21 protein-coding genes and 1 tRNA gene are annotated in these 21,305 nt (G+C 59.5%); 13 read left to right on the forward strand and 9 right to left on the reverse strand.

All coding sequences use genetic code 11. The annotated features are described in order from the left end of the window. The first annotated feature begins 56 nt into the window (after positions 1 to 56). Genes lolA through cysG form a run of 5 tightly spaced genes read left to right on the forward strand, consistent with a single transcriptional unit; the run spans position 57 to position 5,087 of the window. Positions 57 to 680, forward strand: a complete 624-nt coding sequence (gene lolA / locus JOE33_RS23845; RefSeq protein WP_003371767.1) for an outer membrane lipoprotein chaperone LolA — start codon at positions 57 to 59, stop codon at positions 678 to 680. Positions 681 to 698: 18 nt separating this feature from the next. Next, entirely contained in the window at positions 699 to 2,021 is a 1,323-nt protein-coding gene (locus JOE33_RS23850) for a replication-associated recombination protein A (RefSeq protein WP_010426987.1), read from the forward strand. Further along, on the forward strand, positions 2,021 to 2,395 hold the full coding sequence (crcB, locus tag JOE33_RS23855) for a fluoride efflux transporter CrcB (protein WP_010426985.1): 375 nt from the start codon (positions 2,021 to 2,023) through the stop codon (positions 2,393 to 2,395). The genes JOE33_RS23850 and crcB overlap by 1 nt, the downstream gene beginning before the upstream one ends. A gap of 16 nt (positions 2,396 to 2,411) precedes the next feature. Next, positions 2,412 to 3,692, forward strand: a complete 1,281-nt coding sequence (serS, locus tag JOE33_RS23860; protein ID WP_010426984.1) for a serine--tRNA ligase — start codon at positions 2,412 to 2,414, stop codon at positions 3,690 to 3,692. Then, positions 3,693 to 5,087, forward strand: a complete 1,395-nt coding sequence (gene cysG, locus JOE33_RS23865; protein ID WP_010426982.1) for a siroheme synthase CysG — start codon at positions 3,693 to 3,695, stop codon at positions 5,085 to 5,087. A gap of 50 nt (positions 5,088 to 5,137) precedes the next feature. Here cysG and JOE33_RS23870 read toward each other — a convergent pair whose 3' ends face one another. The 6 genes from JOE33_RS23870 to tusD all read right to left on the reverse strand — a co-directional run bounded on the left by JOE33_RS23870 (position 5,138) and on the right by tusD (position 8,618). Then, a complete protein-coding gene (locus JOE33_RS23870; RefSeq protein WP_187625934.1) occupies positions 5,138 to 6,136 on the reverse strand; it encodes a glutathione S-transferase family protein in 999 nt (332 codons plus the stop codon). Positions 6,137 to 6,232: 96 nt separating this feature from the next. Continuing rightward, entirely contained in the window at positions 6,233 to 7,234 is a 1,002-nt protein-coding gene (locus tag JOE33_RS23875) for a glycosyl transferase family protein (RefSeq protein ID WP_122591417.1), read from the reverse strand. Further along, the gene (locus JOE33_RS23880) at positions 7,231 to 7,566 is read right to left on the reverse strand and encodes a TusE/DsrC/DsvC family sulfur relay protein (protein WP_003317943.1); all 336 of its coding nucleotides are present in this window, start codon (positions 7,564 to 7,566) and stop codon (positions 7,231 to 7,233) included. Before JOE33_RS23880 ends, JOE33_RS23875 begins: the two co-directional genes overlap by 4 nt. Then, on the reverse strand, positions 7,563 to 7,862 hold the full coding sequence (gene tusB, locus JOE33_RS23885) for a sulfurtransferase complex subunit TusB (protein WP_096102652.1): 300 nt from the start codon (positions 7,860 to 7,862) through the stop codon (positions 7,563 to 7,565). Before tusB ends, JOE33_RS23880 begins: the two co-directional genes overlap by 4 nt. After that, the gene (gene tusC / locus JOE33_RS23890; RefSeq protein ID WP_096125484.1) at positions 7,862 to 8,224 is read right to left on the reverse strand and encodes a sulfurtransferase complex subunit TusC; all 363 of its coding nucleotides are present in this window, start codon (positions 8,222 to 8,224) and stop codon (positions 7,862 to 7,864) included. The genes tusB and tusC overlap by 1 nt, the downstream gene beginning before the upstream one ends. A 1-nt stretch (position 8,225) precedes the next feature. Continuing rightward, a complete protein-coding gene (tusD, locus tag JOE33_RS23895) occupies positions 8,226 to 8,618 on the reverse strand; it encodes a sulfurtransferase complex subunit TusD (RefSeq protein WP_010426971.1) in 393 nt (130 codons plus the stop codon). A gap of 234 nt (positions 8,619 to 8,852) precedes the next feature. Here tusD and JOE33_RS23900 point away from each other — a divergent pair, with 234 nt between their 5' ends. Next, positions 8,853 to 10,154 (forward strand): MFS transporter, encoded by a 1,302-nt coding sequence (locus JOE33_RS23900; RefSeq protein WP_096102654.1) that lies wholly within the window; start codon positions 8,853 to 8,855, stop codon positions 10,152 to 10,154. A 15-nt stretch (positions 10,155 to 10,169) separates the two neighbouring features. Continuing rightward, complete coding sequence (locus tag JOE33_RS23905; RefSeq protein WP_010426968.1) at positions 10,170 to 10,949, forward strand: substrate-binding domain-containing protein; 780 nt, start codon at positions 10,170 to 10,172, stop codon at positions 10,947 to 10,949. Here JOE33_RS23905 and JOE33_RS23910 read toward each other — a convergent pair. Next, positions 10,935 to 11,843, reverse strand: a complete 909-nt coding sequence (locus JOE33_RS23910) for a LysR family transcriptional regulator (protein ID WP_010426967.1) — start codon at positions 11,841 to 11,843, stop codon at positions 10,935 to 10,937. The two genes, JOE33_RS23905 and JOE33_RS23910, sit on opposite strands and share 15 nt — an antisense overlap. 143 nt (positions 11,844 to 11,986) lie before the next feature. Then, positions 11,987 to 12,074, reverse strand: a tRNA-Ser gene (locus JOE33_RS23915). 121 nt (positions 12,075 to 12,195) lie between these two features. On the opposite strand from JOE33_RS23915, the gene JOE33_RS23920 reads away from it, so the two are divergent. The 6 genes from JOE33_RS23920 (at position 12,196) to JOE33_RS23945 (ending at position 19,778) form a co-directional block, all read left to right on the forward strand. Further along, entirely contained in the window at positions 12,196 to 12,867 is a 672-nt protein-coding gene (locus JOE33_RS23920) for a Bax inhibitor-1/YccA family protein (protein WP_002553978.1), read from the forward strand. Between the two features lie 479 nt (positions 12,868 to 13,346). After that, the gene (locus JOE33_RS23925; protein WP_032612522.1) at positions 13,347 to 14,777 is read left to right on the forward strand and encodes a serralysin family metalloprotease; all 1,431 of its coding nucleotides are present in this window, start codon (positions 13,347 to 13,349) and stop codon (positions 14,775 to 14,777) included. A 57-nt stretch (positions 14,778 to 14,834) separates the two neighbouring features. Next, the gene (locus JOE33_RS23930) at positions 14,835 to 15,218 is read left to right on the forward strand and encodes a protease inhibitor Inh/omp19 family protein (RefSeq protein ID WP_010426963.1); all 384 of its coding nucleotides are present in this window, start codon (positions 14,835 to 14,837) and stop codon (positions 15,216 to 15,218) included. 81 nt (positions 15,219 to 15,299) lie between these two features. Beyond that, positions 15,300 to 17,093 carry a type I secretion system permease/ATPase gene (locus tag JOE33_RS23935; RefSeq protein WP_010426961.1) on the forward strand — a complete coding sequence of 598 codons (1,794 nt, stop codon included), beginning with the start codon at positions 15,300 to 15,302 and terminating at the stop codon, positions 17,091 to 17,093. Next, positions 17,090 to 18,427 carry an HlyD family type I secretion periplasmic adaptor subunit gene (locus JOE33_RS23940; protein WP_003371807.1) on the forward strand — a complete coding sequence of 446 codons (1,338 nt, stop codon included), beginning with the start codon at positions 17,090 to 17,092 and terminating at the stop codon, positions 18,425 to 18,427. The genes JOE33_RS23935 and JOE33_RS23940 overlap by 4 nt, the downstream gene beginning before the upstream one ends. Before the next feature lies 1 nt (position 18,428). Further along, complete coding sequence (locus tag JOE33_RS23945; RefSeq protein ID WP_187625933.1) at positions 18,429 to 19,778, forward strand: TolC family outer membrane protein; 1,350 nt, start codon at positions 18,429 to 18,431, stop codon at positions 19,776 to 19,778. On the opposite strand, the gene solA is transcribed toward JOE33_RS23945, so the two are convergent. After that, positions 19,779 to 20,954 carry an N-methyl-L-tryptophan oxidase gene (solA, locus tag JOE33_RS23950; RefSeq protein WP_187625932.1) on the reverse strand — a complete coding sequence of 392 codons (1,176 nt, stop codon included), beginning with the start codon at positions 20,952 to 20,954 and terminating at the stop codon, positions 19,779 to 19,781. Positions 20,955 to 21,305 lie beyond the last annotated feature (351 nt).

Genomic DNA, 21,305 nt, shown 5'->3' on the forward strand with positions numbered 1-21,305 from the left:
GGCGACGGCGTGCACGCCACGCTGTCGCATCATCATCGACTTCAAAGAGGAATCCAATGCGCCTTATCCGCATGCTGTTGGCCACCGCACTGACCTTCTCCATGATCCCCGCCCATGCCGACAGCAAGGATGTGGCGCGCCTGACTCAGTTGCTGGAAAAATCCCAGACCCTGACCGCCCGCTTCTCGCAGTTGACGCTGGACGGTGGCGGCACCCAGTTGCAGGAAACCACCGGCGAAATGGCCCTGCAGCGCCCAGGCCTGTTCAACTGGCACACCGATGCGCCGCAGGAGCAGTTGATGGTCTCGGACGGCAAGAAAGTTTCGCTGTGGGACCCTGATCTGGAGCAGGTCACGATCAAGAAGCTCGATCAGCGCCTGACCCAGACCCCAGCCTTGCTGCTCTCCGGCGACGTATCGAAGATCAGCGAAAGCTTCGACATCACCGCGAAAGAAGCGGGTGGCGTGATCGATTTCGTGCTCAAGCCCAAGACCAAGGACACGCTGTTCGACAGCCTGCGCCTGTCGTTTCGCAACGGCATCATCAACGACATGCAGTTGATCGACAGTGTGGGTCAGCGCACCAACATCCTGTTCACCGGGGTCAAGGCCAACGAGTCGATCGCAGCCAGCAAGTTTCAGTTCCAGATTCCCAAGGGCGCTGATGTCATTCAAGAGTAAAAGGGCCAATTTCTGATCATGGACCTGTTCAGCCGCGAACCGATAGCTCAGCCTCTGGCTGCACGTTTGCGTGCTACCAACCTGGATGAGTATGTCGGTCAGGAACACGTGCTTGCCCATGGCAAGCCGCTGCGTGAGGCGCTGGAGCAAGGCGCACTGCACTCGATGATTTTCTGGGGCCCGCCTGGGGTGGGCAAGACCACCCTGGCGAAGCTGCTGGCCAAAGTGTCGGACGCGCACTTCGAGACGGTTTCGGCGGTGCTCGCCGGGGTCAAGGAAATCCGTCAGGCCGTCGAAGTCGCCAGGCAGCAGGCCGGACAGTACGGCAAGCGCACCATCCTGTTCGTCGACGAAGTGCACCGCTTCAACAAGTCGCAACAGGATGCCTTCCTGCCTTACGTCGAGGACGGCACGCTGATCTTTATCGGCGCGACTACCGAAAACCCGTCGTTCGAACTCAATAACGCCTTGTTGTCCCGGGCGCGTGTCTACGTGCTCAAAAGCCTCGACGAGGCAGCGCTGCGCAAGCTGGTCAATCGTGCCCTGACCGAAGAGCGCGGATTGGGCACGCGGCAACTGACCCTCAGCGATGAGGGCTTCGCGATGCTGATGGCCGCTGCCGATGGCGACGGCCGGCGCATGCTTAATCTGCTGGAGAACGCCTCCGATCTGGCCGAAGACGGCAGCGAAATCGATATCGGGTTGCTGCAGAGCCTGTTGGGTGACAGCCGACGCCGCTTCGACAAGGGCGGCGAGGCGTTCTACGACCAGATATCGGCGTTGCACAAGTCGATTCGCGGTTCCAATCCCGACGCCGCCCTGTACTGGTTTGCGCGGATGATCGACGGTGGCTGTGACCCACTGTATCTGGCGCGCCGCGTAGTGCGCATGGCCAGTGAGGATATCGGCAATGCCGATCCTCGTGCGCTGCCGTTGTGCATGTCCGCCTGGGATGTACAGGAACGCCTTGGCAGTCCCGAGGGCGAATTGGCGGTTGCACAAGCCATCGTCTATCTCGCCTGCGCGCCGAAAAGCAACGCGGTCTACATGGCGTTCAAGGCGGCTATGCGTGAAGCGGGCGAGCATGGTTCGCTGGAGGTTCCGCTGCACTTGCGCAATGCGCCTACCAAGCTGATGAAGCAGCTCGGTTATGGTGAAGAATATCGCTATGCCCATGATGAGCCCGATGCTTATGCGGCTGGCGAAGACTACTTTCCGGACGACCTGGAGCCACGGCAGTATTACCAGCCTGTGCCTCGCGGTCTGGAGCTCAAGATCGGTGAAAAGCTCAGGCATCTGAACGCATTGGACGATGCCAGCTCTCGCAAGCGGAGAAAGTGATGATTCAGACTATTCTTGCGGTGTCGATTGCCGGTATCGCTGGTACATTATTGCGCTTTGCGACAGGCACCTGGGTCAGCGCCAACTGGCCACGTTATTTTTACGCGGCGACGCTGGCGGTCAACATCGTCGGATGCCTGATCATCGGTGTACTGTACGGACTGTTCCTGCTGCGCCCGGAAGTGCCCATCGAAATTCGTGCCGGCTTGCTTGTCGGTTTTGTAGGCGGTCTGACGACCTTTTCATCCTTTTCACTGGATACGCTGCGCCTGCTGGAAAGCGGGCAAGTACCGCTGGCCCTCGGCTATGCCGGTATCAGCGTATTCGGCGGGCTGCTCGCAACCTGGGTTGGCCTGTCCCTGACCAGACTTTGATAGACGAGAGAACGATATGCTCGATTCCAAACTGTTACGTACTCAACTTCAGGACGTAGCGGATCGCCTGGCTTCCCGTGGTTTCACACTGGATGTGGCGCGCATTGAATCGCTGGAAGCCCAGCGCAAGGTAGTGCAGACCCGCACCGAACAGCTGCAGGCAGAGCGTAATGCACGTTCCAAATCCATTGGTCAGGCCAAGCAGCGCGGCGAAGACATTGCGCCGTTGATGGCTGATGTCGAGCGCATGGGCAACGAACTGAGCGAAGGCAAGGTCGAGCTGGATGCCATTCAGGCCGAACTGGATGCTCTGGTGCTGAGCATTCCGAACCTGCCTCACGAGTCCGTGCCCATCGGTGCCGACGAAGAAGGCAACGTTGAAGTACGTCGCTGGGGTACGCCGGCGCAATTCGATTTCGAGGTCAAGGATCACGTCGCGCTGGGCGAGAAGTTCGGCTGGCTGGATTTCGAAACTGCCGCCAAACTGTCCGGCGCACGCTTTGCGCTGCTGCGTGGCCCCATCGCGCGTCTGCACCGTGCCCTGGCACAGTTCATGATCAATCTGCACATCAACGAGCACGGCTACGAAGAGACCTACACGCCTTATCTGGTGCAGGCTCCAGCGTTGCAGGGCACAGGTCAGTTGCCCAAGTTCGAGGAAGACCTGTTCAAGATCTCCCGCGAAGGCGAGGCCGACCTGTACCTGATCCCGACTGCCGAAGTGTCGCTGACCAATATCGTGTCGGGTGAAATTCTCGATGCCAAACAGCTGCCTCTCAAGTTTGTCGCCCATACCCCTTGCTTCCGCAGTGAAGCGGGCGCGTCCGGGCGTGATACCCGGGGCATGATTCGCCAGCACCAGTTCGACAAGGTCGAAATGGTCCAGATCGTTGCGCCTGACGACTCCATGGCCGCGCTCGAGTCGCTGACTGGCAACGCCGAACGCGTGCTGCAATTGCTTGAACTGCCTTACCGCACGCTGGCGCTGTGCACCGGCGACATGGGTTTCAGCGCGGTGAAGACCTACGACCTGGAAGTGTGGATTCCGAGCCAGGACAAATATCGCGAAATCTCTTCCTGCTCCAACTGCGGTGATTTCCAGGCGCGTCGCATGCAGGCCCGCTGGCGCAACCCGGAAACCGGCAAGCCGGAGCTGGTCCACACCCTTAACGGGTCGGGCCTGGCGGTAGGCCGCACACTGGTGGCGGTGCTGGAAAACTATCAGCAGGCGGACGGTTCGATTCGTGTGCCTGAGGTGCTCAAGCCGTATATGGGCGGCCTTGAGGTCATCGGTTAAATGGAATTTCTGCCGCTGTTCCATAACCTGCGTGGCAGCCGGGTGCTGGTGGTTGGCGGCGGTGAAATTGCCCTGCGCAAATCACGCCTGATTGCCGACGCCGGGGCAGTGCTGCGCGTGGTTGCTCCGGAAATCGAGGCGCAACTGAGCGAGCTGGTTGTCCAGAGCGGCGGTGAGATGATCCTGCGCGGCTACAGCGAATGCGACCTCGATGGTTGCGTGCTGATTATTGCTGCGACGGATGACGAGCCGCTCAATGCTCAGGTTTCCCGCGATGCCCGCTTGCGTTGCGTTCCGGTCAACGTGGTCGACGCCCCGGCGTTGTGTACGGTGATCTTTCCGGCCATCGTCGACCGCTCGCCTCTGGTGATCGCAGTGTCCAGTGGCGGCGATGCGCCGGTGCTCGCGCGTCTGATTCGCGCCAAGCTGGAAACCTGGATTCCCTCCACCTACGGGCAGCTCGCCGGACTGGCTGCGCGCTTTCGCAATCAGGTCAAAGGCCTGTTTCCGAACGTGCAGCAGCGCCGGGCGTTCTGGGAGGATGTTTTTCAGGGCGCCATTGCCGACCGCCAACTGGCCGGGCAGGGTGCCGAGGCTGAACGTATGCTCATCGCCAAGATTGCCGGCGAGCCGCCTCCGGAGACCGGTGAGGTCTATCTGGTCGGTGCGGGTCCCGGTGATCCGGATTTGCTGACGTTTCGGGCCTTGCGCCTGATGCAACAGGCCGATGTGGTGCTGTATGACCGCCTCGTCGCCCCAACGATCCTTGACCTGTGCCGTCGTGATGCCGAGCGTGTGTACGTTGGCAAGCGCCGTGCGGAGCATGCTGTTCCGCAGGAGCAGATCAACCAGCAACTGGTTGCGTTGGCAAAACAGGGCAAGCGGGTGGTGCGTCTGAAGGGCGGTGATCCGTTCATCTTCGGCCGTGGCGGCGAGGAAATCGAAGAGTTGGCGGCGCATGGCATTCCGTTTCAGGTGGTGCCTGGCATCACTGCTGCCAGCGGTTGCGCGGCCTATGCGGGTATACCGTTGACGCACCGTGATCATGCGCAATCGGTGCGTTTCATCACCGGGCACTTGAAAAACGGCACGACGGATCTGCCCTGGTCGGACCTGGTAGCGCCTGCGCAAACACTGGTGTTTTACATGGGGCTGATCGGTTTGCCGGTCATCTGTGAGCAGTTGATCCGGCACGGTCGCTCTGCTGACACGCCTGCTGCACTGGTCGAGCAGGGCACCACCGTCAATCAGCGTGTGTTCACGGGTACCCTGGCAAACCTGCCGCAACTGGTCGCCGAGCATGATGTTCATGCGCCGACGCTGGTGATCATCGGTGAGGTGGTCAAGTTGCGTGAAAAGCTGGCCTGGTTCGAGGGCGCTCAGGCGACTCTCTGATGCCAATGGTGGGTAGCCCGTCCAGGCTATCCACCACTCCTTCCCATACCTCAGTTGTTCCAGACACCTTCACCGGACAGTCGCTCACGGTCGTGATCTGCGTGCAGATCAAGCGCTGGCCCCTTCGGTATGATTCCGGTCGGGTTGATGGTGCGATGGCTGCCGTAATAATGCCCTTTGATGTGCTCGAAACTCACCGTCTCTGCGATACCCGGCCACTGGTACAGCTCGCGTAGCCAGTTGCTGAGATTGGGGTAGTCCGCGATGCGGCGCAGGTTGCATTTGAAGTGACTGTAATACACCGCATCGAAGCGCACGATGCTGGTGAACAGGCGTATATCGGCTTCGGTGAGGTGCGTACCTGTCAGGTAGCGCTTTTCGCCGAGCAGGTTTTCCAGCACATCCAGTTCAGCGAACACATCATCGAACGCCTCCTCGTACGCGCCCTGCGAGGTTGCGAAACCAGCCCGATACACGCCGTTGTTGACGTTCGGATAGATCTGCTCGTTAAGCTCGTCGATGCTCGGGCGTAACGCTTGCGGGTAAAGATCCAGCGTATTACCGGTCAACTCGTCGAATGCGGAATTGAACATGCGGATGATTTCCGCAGATTCATTACTGACGATGCACTGCTGCTGTTTGTCCCACAGCACCGGAACGGTGACGCGGCCGGTGTATCGAGGGTCGTCGGCGGTATAGCGCTGGTGAAGAAACTGCAGGTCATCCAGGGCATCGCCGCTGGAGCCTTTCTGCTGATCGAAGGTCCAGCCGTTTTCCAGCATCAGCCAACTGACCACCGAGACATCGATCAGGCTTTCCAGGCCCTTGAGCTTGCGCAAAATCAGGGTGCGGTGTGCCCACGGGCAAGCCAGAGACACGTACAGGTGATAGCGGCCCGCCTGCGCAGCAAACCCGCCTGCACCGGACGGTCCCGGTTTTCCGTCGGGCGTGACCCAACTGCGTCGCTGAGCATTTTCGCGCTGAAATGCGCCATCTTTGCTGCTTTCGTACCACTGGTCTTGCCAGTGTCCCTCGACCAGAAGGCCCATGTCTGACTCCCATTTCCATGTTATAGGGCTTGGAGGTCAGCGCAGGCATATCGGTTCGACTGGATTATGGCCTTTCATTGTCGAAAGGCCGTCGTATCACAGATTGATGTCGCGGCGATCCCAGAATACCTGAGCCTGGGCGAAGGCCTCGTCACGATCGACACCCAGGCCGCGCAGGGCGAGCGCCATGGTCGATATCAATGCCAGTTGCGGGTAACTGTCTTCGATCTCTCCTCGCCACAAGGCCAGCAGTTGTTGCGGGTCGAGCGTCGCCGGTTTTACATGGCGGCGTGGTGACAGCGCTGGCCATTCTTCATCCCACGGCTGGCCGCCGGTGGTGCCGTACAGGTGGCTGATGGTGTCGGGGTTGATCTCGATTTCGCCGCCATCACCTTTGACCACGATGGCGTTGTCGCCGAGCAGGCTGCTGGCATCGCGATGCACACTCTGGTAGCCCGGGTGAAAAATGCTTTGCAGGCCGCAACGCGCCTGCAGCGGATTGAGGATGCGTGCCAGCGAATGAATGGGCGAGCGTAGCCCCAGCGTGTTGCGCAGATCGATCATGCGCTGCAACTGCGGTGCCCAGTCGGCGAGCGGAATGAACGCCAGACGGTCTTGCTCGAGCGAGGTTTTGACCGCTGACCAGTTGCGGCACAGAGGTATCTTCAGCAGGTCCAGCAGTTGTTCGGTGTACAAACGCCCTGCGGTATGCGCGCCGCCGCCGTGCAGGAGGATCCTGACGCCGTTTTGTGCCAGGCATTTGGCTGCCAGCAAATACCACGGCAGGTGACGCTTTTTCCCGGCGTAGGTCGGCCAGTCGATATCGACCTGCATGGCAGGGGCGTTGAGACGCTCACGCACCGCTTCGGTAAACCCTGCGAGCTCCTCGGGACTTTCTTCCTTGTGGCGCAGCAACATCAGAAAAGCGCCGAGCTGGGTGTCCTCGACTTTTTCATCGAGCAGCATGCCCATGGCTTCCCGTGCTTCCTCGCGAGTCAGGTTGCGCGCGCCACGTTTGCCTTTGCCCAGAATGCGAACGAAGGTCGCAAAGGGGTGCTCTTCAGGTGTTTCAGTGACAAGCGCAGGGTAATCATTCATATGCAATTGGTCGGTTTGGGCAGGCCCGCCAGCTTGGCGGCGAGTTTGGCGGGAGTGCCGTTGAACAGGCGGTTGAGGTGCATGCTGTTGCCTTTTTCTGCACCCAGCTTCAACGCGGTGTATTTGATCAGCGGCCGTGTGGCGGGCGAAAGCTGGAACTCGGCGTAAAAACCTCGCAGCAGTTCGAGGATTTCAAGGTGCTCGGCGCTCAGCTCGATGCCTTCCTCGGCGGACAGGGCGTGAGCGACGTCCAGTGACCAGTCGCTGAGGTCTTGCAGAAAACCATCCTTGTCCAGTTCGATGCTGCGCCCGTCAATGTTCAACTGTTTCATAGCCAGGTATTGACCTTGTCGAAGCGCAGCGACAGCTCCACGAAGGCCGGGTAGTCGATGCGGTTGACTCCGGCAGGGAGGGTCAGATTGCGTGCGCTGATGTCTTCGTCGAGGGCGAACAGGTGCGACGAGTCGATCAGAGGCTGAAGGGCCTTCAACTGCGCACTGGACGGCATCAACGCATAGGCGGCATCGCCGCAGAGCAGCAAGCCATCAGCACTGCCCAGCAAGCGCAGGCAACTGTCCAGCCGGGTGTCGGAAAACGGCGAGTGAGAGAGAACGTGCAAAGTAGCCATCAGATGGTAATCACCTCGTCGTACCGGTCAAAAAGTGCTGACAATTCCGCGCGCGTGGTCAACTGACTCATCTCTTCGCTCAATGCGCCAGGGGAGATGCCACGCTCGGTCAGGCTCTGCCCGCAGACGTAAAGGTCTTCGACACCGAACATCGGCAGGGCTTTCAGATTCGCGGTCAGGTCTTTCTGTTGCAGGGCGTCGGGCGACTGCTGTGGCGACAACTGAAACACCCCGTCGTCCAGAAACAGCAGGCCTATCGACAGGTCGAATGCCCCGCCCGCCAGCACGATATCCAGCGCTTCCCGGGCGCCGGGACCGGACCACGGCGACTGACGGCTGACAACCAATAGTGATCTGGGCATCTCATGGCCCTCCGAAGCAGATCAGGCGATCAGCCGATTGCACGGCATCGTGCAACTGGCCCAGCCCGGACAATTCCCACGGCTCGCGCAGGTTTGCCGCCGGCCGCTGGTAACGCTCGGCCTCTTGCGTGTCGAGCACACCGCGCCGCAACGCGGCGGCAATGCACACCACGCCGTCCAGATCGTGCTCGACGATGAAGTCACGCCATTGCAACGCCATATCCTGTTCATCCTGAGGCGTCACGACGTTGGCCGACGCGCTGTGTACGCCGTCCTGATAGAAGAACAAACGGACGATTTCATGCCCGCCTGCCAGTACCGCCCTGGCGAACTGCAAGGCTCGCCGAGAGGAGGGCGCATGAGCGGCGGAAAAAAGGGAGATGGCGAATTTCATGATCGGCTCTGCCAACAAAACGTGCGCAATGATAAAGAATTCAAGGGCAGGCGTGTGAGTTTGGCGCGTGTTGACCGGCAAGCGACGGGGCAGAACACGGCTGCATGGGCTTCTATTGATGTTCATTAGACATCAATCGATGAAAACATAGCACTTATCGTTTCAAAGTGTGTCCGGCAGACTCCTCCGCAACAAGCGCTTACAACACTCTAATAAGATCGCTGGAGAACATTGATGCACGGCTCATCCTCATTACAAAAAGAATCCTCCCGGTCGAAGGCAGGCGCGGTATTTCGCGTGACCTCCGGTAATTTCCTCGAGCAATTCGACTTCTTCCTGTTCGGCTTTTACGCCACCCAGATCGCCTCCGCCTTTTTCCCGGCCAGCAGTGAGTTTGCTTCGCTGATGATGACCTTCGCGGTCTTCGGTGCGGGCTTCCTGATGCGTCCGTTGGGTGCCGTGATTCTGGGTGCTTACATCGATGACGTGGGGCGGCGCAAGGGCTTGATCGTGACCCTGTCGATCATGGCCAGTGGCACGTTGCTGATTGTCCTGGTGCCCGGTTACGCGAGCATCGGCTTGTGGGCACCTGCATTGGTATTGGTCGGCCGCTTGCTGCAAGGTTTCTCTGCCGGCGCGGAATTGGGTGGGGTGTCAGTGTATCTGGCGGAAATGGCGACACCTGGCCGCAAGGGCTTCTACACCAGTTGGCAGTCAGGTAGTCAGCAGGTGGCAATCGTCGTCGCCGCTGCACTGGGTTATGGCTTGAACCAATGGATGGCGCCTGCTGCTGTCGCCGACTGGGGCTGGAGAATTCCGTTCGCCATCGGTTGCCTGATCATTCCGTTCATTTTCCTGTTGCGCCGCAGCCTCCAGGAAACCGAAGAGTTCGCTACTCGCTCTCACCGTCCGACCATGCGACAGGTGTTCGCAACGCTGCTGCAAAACTGGCGCGTAGTGATTGCCGGAATGCTCATGGTGGCGATGACCACTACCACGTTTTATCTGATCACCATCTATGCACCGACGTTCGGCAAAACCGTACTCAACCTGAGTACCGCCGATGCGCTTCTGGTGACACTGCTGGTTGGTGTCTCCAACTTTATCTGGCTGCCGGTCGGCGGCATGCTGAGCGACCGCTTCGGGCGCAAACCACTGTTGGTCGCGATGACGCTGCTGACCATCATCAGTGCTTACCCGGCGCTGTCGTTCCTCGCCTTGGCGCCCAGCTTCGGCCATATGCTGGAAGTGCTGTTGTGGTTCTCGTTCCTCTACGGCTTGTATAACGGCGCGATGATCCCGGCGCTGACGGAAATCATGCCGGTAGAGGTGCGCGTTGCCGGTTTCTCGCTGGCCTACAGCCTGGCGACGGCGGTTTTCGGTGGTTTCACTCCGGCGATCTCGACCTGGTTGATCCACCTGACCGGCGACAAGGCGGCGCCTGCTTACTGGATGACGTTCGCTGCAGCCTGCGCGCTGGGCGCCACACTGGTGCTCTACCGGCACATCTCGACCCGCCCGCAACTGGCTGTTTAATCAAGGAAAATAACTATGAAATCGTTATACAAAACTCAATTGGCCGCGCTTTTTCTCGGCTGTATCGCGGTCAGTGCGGCGGCGCAGGCTGAACAGCTCAAAGTCATGACCTCCGGCGGCTTTACGGCTGCGTACAAACTGCTCGGACCGCAATACGCGGCGTCTTCCGGGGACTCGCTGGACACCATTCTCGGCCCTTCTATGGGCAAGGCGCCCGAGGCCATTCCGAATCGTCTGGCCCGTGGCGAGCACGCCGATGTGGTGATCATGGTTGGCTATGCGCTGGATGATCTGATCAAGCAAGGCAAGGTAGACCCTGCATCGCGGGTCGAACTGGCTGACTCGCGGATCGGGATGGTGGTGAAGGAGGGTGCGGCCAAGCCGGCGATCGGCACCGACAGTGAGCTCAAGGCTACCTTGCTCAAGGCCAAGTCGGTTGCTTACTCCGACAGCGCCAGTGGCGTGTACATCGAAAAAGAGCTTTTCAAAAAGCTCGGTATCGAGAAGGAGCTCGCGCCGAAAGGCAAGATGATCGAGCGCATCCCGGTTGCTTCGGTGGTTGCCAAGGGCGACTACGAAGTGGGCTTTCAACAGGTTGCCGAGCTGCTGCCGATTCCCGGCGTGACGTTCGTGGCGAAGATTCCTGAAGACGTGCAGTCGGTTACCCGTTATGCCGCTGGCATCCCGGTCAATGCCGAGCACCCGAAAGAGGCGAAGGCCTTGCTGGATTACCTGGCATCGCCGAAAGCCCAGGCCACGGTGCAGTCTACCGGGCTGGATTCAGTGCCCCGCTGAGGGTGACGGCATTTTCCTGACCAGTTGTTCCAGCTCGAGGGCTGCCGGTGTCAAGGTCCTGCCACGACGCTTGATCAGCCCTACGTTGCGAATCACCTCGGGCGCAACCAATGGCACGCTCACCAGAAACGGGTGAGCGGTCATCGGCATGGCGATCGAAGGCACCGCAGCCACACCAAGCCCGGCCTCCACCAGGCCGATCATGGTCGTGACATGACGGGTTTCGCAGATGCTTTCCTTGTGCGGGCGGGACGGTGCCAGCGCCTGATCCAGCACCAGACGATTACCCGAGGTGATATCCAGCGCGATGTAGTCGTGGCGGTACATCTCCTCCCAACTGACGCTGTCGCACGTGGCCAGCGGGTGATCCCGCCTGCAGGCCATCACGTAGCGTTCCTGCAGCAGCAGTTCGAAGTCCACTTCCGGCGCCAGATTGCCGCTGAAACTCACCCCGAAATCGGCTTCGCCCAGGGCAACCGCGCTGTTGACCTCATTGGCGCTGGCGTCCATTACCCGAATTCTGATTTTCGGAAACAGCCGGTGGAAGGCGCTGATGACCTGAGGCATGAAGTAGTAGGCGGCTGAAGGCACGCAGGCAATCGTCACGCTGCCCATTCGCGTGGAGCCGACGCCTTCGATGGTCATCAATGCGCTGTCCAGATCGTCCAGAATGCGCTCGACCTGAGGCAGAAATGCGCGGCCGACCGTGGTCAGGCTGACTCTGCGGGTGGTCCGCTCGAAGAGCTTAACGTTCAGCGCAGATTCGAGCTTTTCTATTCGCCGACTGAGCGCAGGCTGAGTGATCTGCACGGTTTCAGCGGCCTTGCGGAAGCTGCCATTCTCGACCACGGCACGAAATGCCTGGAGGTCGTTTAGGTCGAAATTGATGGGCATTGCGTGACCAGGATGATTGATTCGGTATGAGCATCAATATATCAGGTTGCGCACGGCAGCTCGCAGGGCGGGGAGGACGCAGGGTTTCGTGGGGGCCAGAAACGACAAAGCCCTGAATAATCAGGGCTTTGCGCTGCCAAATATGGCGGAGGCATAGAGATTCGAACTCTAGGACCTGTTACAGTCGGCAGTTTTCAAGACTGCTGCCTTAAACCACTCGGCCATACCTCCACTTCGTTGCGGGCGCCATAATACCGGAATGAAACAAGCTGTCAAACTCTGTGACTAGCCAGTTGCAGCGCCTCTGTTATGATCTTTGCAACTCAACATTTCAACAGCAAGGAGTTTCGCCATGCGCGAACAGGATTACAGCCTTAAAACCGGCATGCAGGCCGACCAGCTCGAGGTTAGTCGTGTCCTGCGCAATACTTACGGTCTTCTCGCCCTGACACTGGCTTTCAGCGGTGTCATGGCATTCGTCGCTCAGCAGATGCGTGTCGGCTACCCGAACATTTTCGTGGTGCTGATCGGCTTCTATGGTCTGTTCTTTCTGACCAACAAGCTGCGTGATTCGGTCTGGGGTCTGGTGTCGACCTTCGCCCTGACAGGTTTCATGGGTTTCCTGCTGGGCCCGATCCTCAACCGTTACCTGGGCATGGCCGGTGGTGCTGAAGTGGTCAGCTCTGCCTTCGCGATGACGGCTCTGGTATTCGGCGGCCTTTCAGCCTATGTACTGATTACCCGCAAGGACATGAGCTTCCTGGGTGGTTTCATCACCGCAGGTTTCTTCGTCCTGCTGGGTGCGGTAGTGGCCAGCATGTTCTTCCAGATCAGCGGTCTGCAGCTGGCTATCAGCGCGGGCTTCGTGCTGTTCTCGTCGGTCTGCATTCTGTTCCAGACCAGCGCGATCATTCAGGGTGGTGAGCGTAACTACATCATGGCGACGGTCAGCCTGTATGTATCGATCTACAACCTGTTCATCAGCCTGCTGCAGATCTTCGGCATCATGAGCCGCGACGACTGATCAACCAGGCCTGAATATTCAGGCCGCTGCACTTCAAAAAAAGCCCCGACTCGTCGGGGCTTTTTGCGTTTCTGCGACGAGGAAAAAGGTCGGCGTCGGCCCCTCGCACTGCTGGCGGTATGCCGTTCCTGGTAGCTGAGTAGGCCGGTTCATTACTCAGGGCATTCGTGGTCCGTCGAACCCGAAAAATTCCTGACCTATCAGTCATATTTATCAAGCTTGTTGCAGTCTGTTCAAGCGCTTATCGGCTATCTCGTCATCACAAAAAATAATATCAGGCGATTCTCCAAGGCCTGTAGGCGCTTTCCCGTTTTGGGCCATTTGGCATCATCGAACAGTGCTGGACACAAGATTTCAAGATGTGTCAGTTTTGTTACGCAACACGATTTTACGCTTCACAAAGCGAGTGACCGGACTCTCTCGCTACAGGGGAGAGTCCTGTCGTACCTAACCTGTCAATCAGCAAACAAGGAAGTGTCATGACGAAAGTCAAAGAAAATGCTGCAATTCAACTCTCCGCTGCTACCAGCACCTCTTTCGACCAAATCAATGCGTTCGCCCACCAGTATGATCGTGGCGGCAATCTCACGATCAATGGCAAGCCCTCGTATTCGGTCGATCAAGCCGCTGATTATCTTCTTCGCGACGACGCCTCCTGGACGGATCGCGATGGCAACGGCACCATCAACCTCACTTACACGTTCCTGACGGCCAAGCCTGCCGGGTTCGACAATTCGCTGGGGACTTTCAGTGCGTTCAACGCGCAGCAGAAAGCCCAGGCGGTGTTGTCGATGCAATCCTGGGCAGACGTTGCCAAGGTCAGTTTTACCCAGGCGGCTTCCGGCGGCGATGGGCATATGACCTTCGGCAACTACAGCAACGGCAGCGCAGGCGGGGCAGCTTTCGCTTACCTGCCCAGCGGCAACAGCCGTACCGACGGCCAGTCCTGGTACCTTGTCGATAACAGCTACAAGGTCAACACCACCCCGGACAATGGCAACTACGGTCGTCAGACCCTGACCCATGAAATCGGCCATACCCTGGGCCTGTCTCACCCGGGTGACTACAACGCGGGCGAGGGCAATCCAAGCTACAAGGACGCCACTTACGCAGAAGACACCCGTGGCTACAGCGTCATGAGTTACTGGAGTGAGTCCAACACTGACCAGAACTTCGTCAAGGGCGGTGCTCCGTCGTACTCGTCGGCACCGTTGCTGGATGATATCGCCGCCGTTCAGCAGCTCTATGGCGCGAACATGAGTACCCGTGCCGGTGATACGGTCTATGGATTCAACTCCACCGCCGGGCGCGATTTCTACAGCGCCACGTCCGCCTCTTCCAAGGTGGTGTTCTCGGTGTGGGATGGCGGGGGTAAGGATACTCTCGACTTTTCCGGCTTCACCCAGAATCAGAAGATCAACCTCAATGCCGCCTCGTTCTCGGATGTCGGTGGCATGGTCGGCAACGTTTCGATCGCCAAGGGTGTGGTGGTTGAAAACGCGGTGGGCGGTTCGGGCAATGACCTGTTGATCGGCAATGCTGCCGCCAACGACCTCAAGGGTGGTGCCGGCAACGACATCATCTACGGCGGTGGCGGTGCCGACAGCCTGACCGGTGGTGCGGGTGCCGACATCTTCGTGTTTGGCGCCAGCTCCGACTCCAATCGTGCGGGCCAGGATACGATTCGTGATTTCGTCAGCGGTCAGGACAAGATCGACGTATCGGCGATTTCCACGCTGAGCGCGCTGCAGTTCGTCAACGCATTCAGCGGCCACGCCGGCGAGGCGATCCTCAACTATAACCAGAGCAGCAATCTGGGCAGTCTGGCGATCGACTTCACAGGTCAGGGTTTGGGGGACTTCCTCGTGGGGACCGTTGGTCAAGCGTTGGCCACTGATATCGTGGTTTAATCTGTAACAATTATGGACGACCCTGCGGTCGTCCATAATCTGGAAAGTACCCCCGTAATGAAGATCAATCACGTTGTTCGAATCGTGCCAGCGGCCTTTGCGTTGCTGGTGGGTATTTCTGGAGCAAGCATGGCCATGAGTTTGAAACTGCCCGATCCTGCTGAACTCAGTGGCAAGTGGCGACTTTCTGTTCAGGGAAAGACGAATGAAGCCTGTGAACTGCACCTTAATACCGATGTACCGCAACTGACGGGCGATCTCGCCTGCGCAGTAAAGTGGTTGCACGAAGCACCCACTGGCTGGTTTCCGACACCGGATGGCCTGGCGTTCACCGACAAGGAAGGCAATCGCCTGATTCACCTCAATAATATGGGGGAGCAGGTCTATGAGGCGCGTCTGCCCGGCGGTGAAGTGCTGGTCCTTGGGCGTCTCGCCGATTAAGCGTTTCACGGACCTGCGCGAGTTGTTTGTCAAAACCCAGGGATGTCACTCCGTCATAAGCAAGACCATCAAGGAACAACCATGAGTGCGTTGCCCCAAAGCGCCCGGCCGCCGCTTTATAAAGCGCTGGCTGACTACAAGAGCGCGTTGATTGGTGTCGGTTGTTTTACCGCGCTGATCAACGTGCTGATGCTCGCCCCATCGATTTACATGCTGCAAGTCTATGACCGCGTACTGACGTCGCAGAACCAGACCACTCTGGCCATGCTGACGCTGATGGTGGTCGGGTTCTTTGCGTTCATCGGCTTGCTGGAGATGGTCCGCAGCTTTGTGGTGATCCGCATCGGTAGCGAGCTGGAAAAGCGTTTCAATCTGCGCGTCTATCAGGCTGCGTTCGAGAGCAACCTGCACGCCGGACAGCGTCAGGCTGGGCAAGCGCTGGGTGATCTGACCTTCATCCGCCAGTTTCTCACCGGACCGGCGTTGTTCGCGTTCTTCGACGCCCCCTGGTTCCCCATCTACCTGGCGGTGATCTTCCTTTTCGACCCCTGGCTAGGCGTGCTCGCCAGCGTGGGGACGGTGTTGCTGGTCGGACTGGCCTGCCTCAACGAATGGCTGACCCGCAAACCGCTGGCCGAAGCCAGCGGCTACTCGCAGCAGTCTGCGCAATTGGCGACCCGACACCTGCAACAGGCCGAGGCGATCCAGGCAATGGGCATGCTCGAGGTGCTGCGGCGTCGCTGGTTTCATGTGCACGGGCGCTTTCTGGCCCTGCAAAACCGTGCCAGTGATACTGGAGCGGTGATCAGTTCGATCAGCAAGGCCCTGCGCCTGTGCCTGCAGTCGCTCGTGCTTGGCCTGGGCGCACTGCTGGTGATAAATGGAGACATGACCGCAGGCATGATGATCGCCGGCTCGATCCTTATGGGGCGGGTCCTCAGCCCCATCGACCAACTGATCGCAGTCTGGAAGCAATGGAGCTCTGCACGCCTGGCTTACGGGCGCCTGGACCAGCTACTCAAGACCTATGCCGAGCCCGCGCCGCGCATGCCACTGCCGGCACCGCGCGGTCAGATCAGTGCGGAACAGGTCAGCGCTGCGCCTCCCGGCAAAACGTCGCCCACGATTCAGCAAGTGAGCTTTCAACTGCAAGCCGGTGAAGTACTCGGCGTACTGGGTGCATCCGGTTCCGGCAAGTCGACCCTGGCACGCGTGCTGGTCGGTGTCTGGCCAGCGCTGGGCGGAACGGTACGTCTGGACGGGGCCGACATGCATCGCTGGGACCGAGAGGCGCTGGGACCCTATATTGGTTATCTGCCGCAAGACATCGAGCTGTTCGGTGGCACCGTGGCAGAAAATATCGCGCGCTTTCGCGAGGGCGACGCGAGCGCTGTGGTCGCTGCCGCGCAACTGGCGGGCGTACACGAATTGATTCTGCGCCTGCCGCAAGGCTACGACACGCGGCTGGGTGATGATGGCGCTGGCTTGTCCGGCGGTCAGAAACAGCGCGTCGCGTTGGCCCGTGCGCTGTACGGCGACCCGCGACTGGTGGTGCTCGATGAGCCCAACTCCAATCTGGATGCTGCGGGTGAGGCGGCCCTGACTCAGGCGATTGCCGAACTCAAGAGCCGCGGCTGCACCGTTGTGCTCGTCACCCACCGTACGCAGTCGCTGAACCAGACCGATCGCCTGCTGGTGCTGAGCGAAGGTCGCATGCAGGCATTTGGCGCTACGGCTCAGGTGCTGCAGGCCTTGTCCGGACAGCCATCGTCGGCGCAGGCAGCGCAAGCGCACCCTCAATCGCAATCTCGCCCGGCAGCCGGGCTTTCCATGAGCCGTCAATACGGCACGCAGAACAGGCAGTCCGACGTATGAACAGCCCTATCGACACTCATTACGCCGTGCCGGGCAAGGAGCGTGGCGTGCAGTTCTTCGTTCGCGCGGGCTGGATTCTCATGCTGGCGGGGGCGGGCAGTTTTTTTCTGTGGGCCAGTCTTGCCCCTCTGGATCAGGGCATTGCCGTGCAGGGGACGGTGGTGGTCTCTGGCAAACGCAAGGCCGTGCAATCGCTGGATGGCGGCGTGGTCAGCAAAATTCTGGTCAGTGAAGGTCAACTGGTCAAAGAGGGCGAACCGCTGTTTCGCCTTGATCAGACTCAGGTCGAAGCCGACGTGCAATCGTTGCGAGCCCAGTATCGAATGGCCTGGGCCAGCCTGGCGCGCTGGCAAAGCGAGCGCGACAACCTGGACGAGGTGCGTTTTCCCGCAGAACTGATTGCGGCCGGACAGGGGCAAGACCCCGACCCACGGCTGGCGCTGGTGCTTGAAGGGCAGCGGCAGTTGTTCAGCAGCCGACGCCAGGCCCTGGCGCGCGAGCAGTCCGGCCTGCAGGCGAGCATCGAGGGTGCCGGGCTGCAGCTCGCCGGCATGCGCCGTGCCCGTTCGGACCTGCTGGCTCAGGCCGACTCGTTACGCAAGCAACTGAGTAACCTGGAGCCCTTGGCGCAGAACGGATTCATTCCTGGCAATCGCCTGCTGGAGTTCCAGCGCCAGCTTTCTCAGGTGCAACAGAGCCTGGCGCAAAATGCGGGCGAAACCGGACGTATAGAGCAAGGTATCGTCGAATCGCGTTTGCGCCTTCAACAGCAGCGTGAGGAGTACCAGAAAGAGGTGCGCAGCCAATGGGCCGATGCCCAGGTCAAGGCGCTTACCCTTGAGCAGCAGCTGGCCTCGGCCGGTTTCAGTCTGCAACACAGCGCAATTCTTGCGCCTGCCGATGGCATCGCCGTCAATCTGGGCGTGCACACCGAAGGTGCGGTAGTGCGTGCCGGTGAAACGCTGCTGGAAATCGTTCCGCAAGGTACGCGGCTGGAAGTCGAAGGGCGGCTGCCGGTGCAACTGATCGACAAGGTCGCCAGCCATCTGCCGGTCGACATTCTCTTCACCGCGTTCAATCAAAGCCGCACGCCGCGGGTTTCCGGTGAGGTGAGCCTGATTTCCGCCGACCAGATGCAGGATGAAAAAACCGGCCAGCCGTATTACGTGCTGCGTACCTCGGTGGGCGACGCGGCGCTTGAAAAACTCAACGGGCTGGTGATCAAACCCGGCATGCCCGCTGAAATGTTCGTGCGCACGGGTGAACGCTCGCTGCTCAATTATCTGTTCAAACCTTTGCTGGACCGTGCCGGCTCCGCGTTGACGGAGGAATAGGATGTTTCGTCATCCCCTTAAAGCCGCTTTGCTGACGGCCATCCTGCTGGGCGTTGCGCCTTTGAGTCAGGCTATGGGCCCGTTTGAGGTCTATGAACTGGCGCTGCGCAATGACCCCGTTTATCTGGGCGCACTCAAGGAGCGCGACGCGGGCCTGGAAAACCGGGTGATCGGTCGTGCCGGCTTGTTGCCTCGTGTGTCGTACAGCTACAACAAAGGACGCAACGATTCCAAGGCGACCCTCAAGGGCAGCGCTCAAGACAGCACTGACCACCGCCATTACAACAGCTTTGGTTCAAGCCTGACGGTCCAGCAGCCATTGATCGATTACGAAGCGTACGCCAATTACCGCAAGGGGCTGGCCCAGGCGCTGTTTGCCGACGAGACCTTCCGCAGCAAGAGCCAGGAATTACTGGTGCGGGTGTTGACCCTGTACACCCAGGCACTCTTCGCCCAGGACCAGATCAATATCGCCCGTGCCAAGCAGCAGGCGTTCGAGCGCCAGTTCGCACAGAACCGGCAGATGTTCGAGCGGGGAGAGGGCACACGCACCGATATTCTCGAAGCGGAGTCGCGCAACGAACTGGCGATTGCCGAGCAGATCGAAGCCAGCGATGAGCAGGACGCGTCGTTGCGCGAGCTGGCCGCATTGCTGGGCACGCCGAGTATCGATATTGCGCAGCTGGAGCCGTTGAGGGACAGCTTTCAGGCGTTGGTCCTGGCACCCTCCAGCTTTACCGAGTGGCATGCGCTGGCCATGGCCAACAGCCCGATCCTGGCCTCGCAACGGCAGTCCCTGGAAGTGGCGCGATACGAGGTGGAGCGCAACCGAGCAGGGCATCTGCCGACGGTGAATGCCTATGCAAGTATCCGCCAGAATGAATCGGACAGCGGCAACACCTACAATCAGCGTTACGACACCAATACGATAGGCATCGAACTCAGCCTTCCGCTTTACGCCGGTGGTGGCACCAGCGCCTCGGTGCGCCAGGCCAACAGCAAGCGCGAGCAGGCTGAATACGAGCTGGACGGCAAGACCCGCGAAACCCTGATCGAGCTGCGTCGCCAGTTCAACGCCTGCGCGTCAGGGGTGAGCAAGTTGCGCGCCTACCAGAAAGCACTGATCTCGGCGCAGTCACTGGTCGAATCGACCCGCCAGAGCATTCTGGGTGGCGAGCGCATCAGCCTGGATGCCCTCAATGCCGAGCAGCAGCTTTACAGTACTCGTCGCGATCTGGCGAAAGCCCGTTACGACTATTTGATGGCCTGGATCAAACTGCATTACTACGCGGGCACCTTGCGCGACACCGATCTGGCGCGCATCGACGAGGCTTTCGTGGTGGCGCGCTGATCAACCCTGCCTGGCGAAACGTTGCAGTGAAAAGGCCGAGAGATCTGCCTCGCTCTCGCCGTCAATACAGCGTTGCGCCAGCGCCAGTCCGAGCCCGGCCGAATGCTTGAAACCGTGGCCGGAACAGGCCGAGACCACCGTCACGTTTTTCAGGTGCGGGTGTTCATCGATGATGAAGTGGCTGTCCGGCGTGACGGTGTAGGCGCAGACTGACGACTTGACCACCTTCGGCGTCATTCCCGCAATCCTGCCCTGCACCTGGGTGCGGAACATTTCCTGCTCTTCCCTCGCGGTAATGGTGCGGTCCAGTTGCTCAGCCGCTGACGTCTCGGTGTATTGCTCGGTGGCGACCTTCATGCTGTTTTCGCCGGGCATCGGCGGGAAGCCGTAATTGACATCGGCCTCGCCGGGCCCGTGACTCAGGATGAAGCTTGGCGAAGGCGCAGCAAAGGCAGCCTCGCGCTGCAACTCGAACCAGAACAGCTTTTGCCGGCACACCCGCAGCAGGTCGCTGAACGGTGCGCCGAGCAACCCGGACGACCACATGCCCGCGCTGACCACGACCTTGTCGGCGATGATCGAGCCCTTGTCGGTGGTGATTCGTACCTGATCGCCATGCGCCTTTAGCTGCGTGACCGTTTCATGGGTCAGCAAACGCGCGCCGTGTTGCCTTGCCAGCTTGAGCTGTACGGCGATGCAGCGCTCGGGCCGAACGAATCCGCCCTCTGGTTCGAAATAGCCGATGGCGCTATCCAGCACAGGAGCGAACTGAGGAAAGCGCTCGCGAATTGCTGCGGCCGCCAATACCTCGTGCTTCACCCCATAAGTGCGGGCCAGTGCGATGGTCTGGTGGGTGAAGTCGTTGACGTCTGCTGCGTCGTAGGACGGGCTTGAGGTCATCACCAGCACACCACACTGCTCGAACAGCGACTCGCCGCTCAATGCTTCAAGTTCGCGCCAGATGCGCTGCGAGCTGCGCACCAGTGGCAGGTATTGCGGACCTTCACCGGCCGACAGCCGCGTGATGCGTGTATCGCCGTGACTGGAGCCTTGTGTGTGCGGAGGGTCGTAGCGGTCGACGCCAATCACATCGACTCCGGCCTTTGCCAACTGATAGGCAGTGGCCGCACCCATGGCACCTAGGCCGAGTACGGCCACTTTACAACGCTGTTGCATGATTGGCGCCTCGATAAATCGTCTATTTCACGCTGCATAGTCTTACGAATCAACCGCCATATATGCATAAGGTTATGTCAGGCGGCCTCGTAGGCCATTACAGCTGCCATCACTCCGGGATTCCAGGCGCCCGTCAAAAATTTACGCTTGCACTGCTCAGGGTTTTTAAGGTCCGAAATCGATGAAAAGTTGTCCACGGAAATCGTGGGTATGTCTGTGGGTAACTTTTTGAAACCCTTGTTACACATGGCTTACAGCTGTGTGGTTATTTTATGAACAGCCCATGTTTTGCACTTCTATGGTGCTGCCGTCAGGGTATAAAACCGGTCCGCTATAAGCGACTTCGGGCAC

This window comes from Pseudomonas sp. PvP027, from assembly GCF_017833005.1.
Taxonomy (GTDB): Bacteria; Pseudomonadota; Gammaproteobacteria; order Pseudomonadales; family Pseudomonadaceae; genus Aquipseudomonas; species Aquipseudomonas congelans.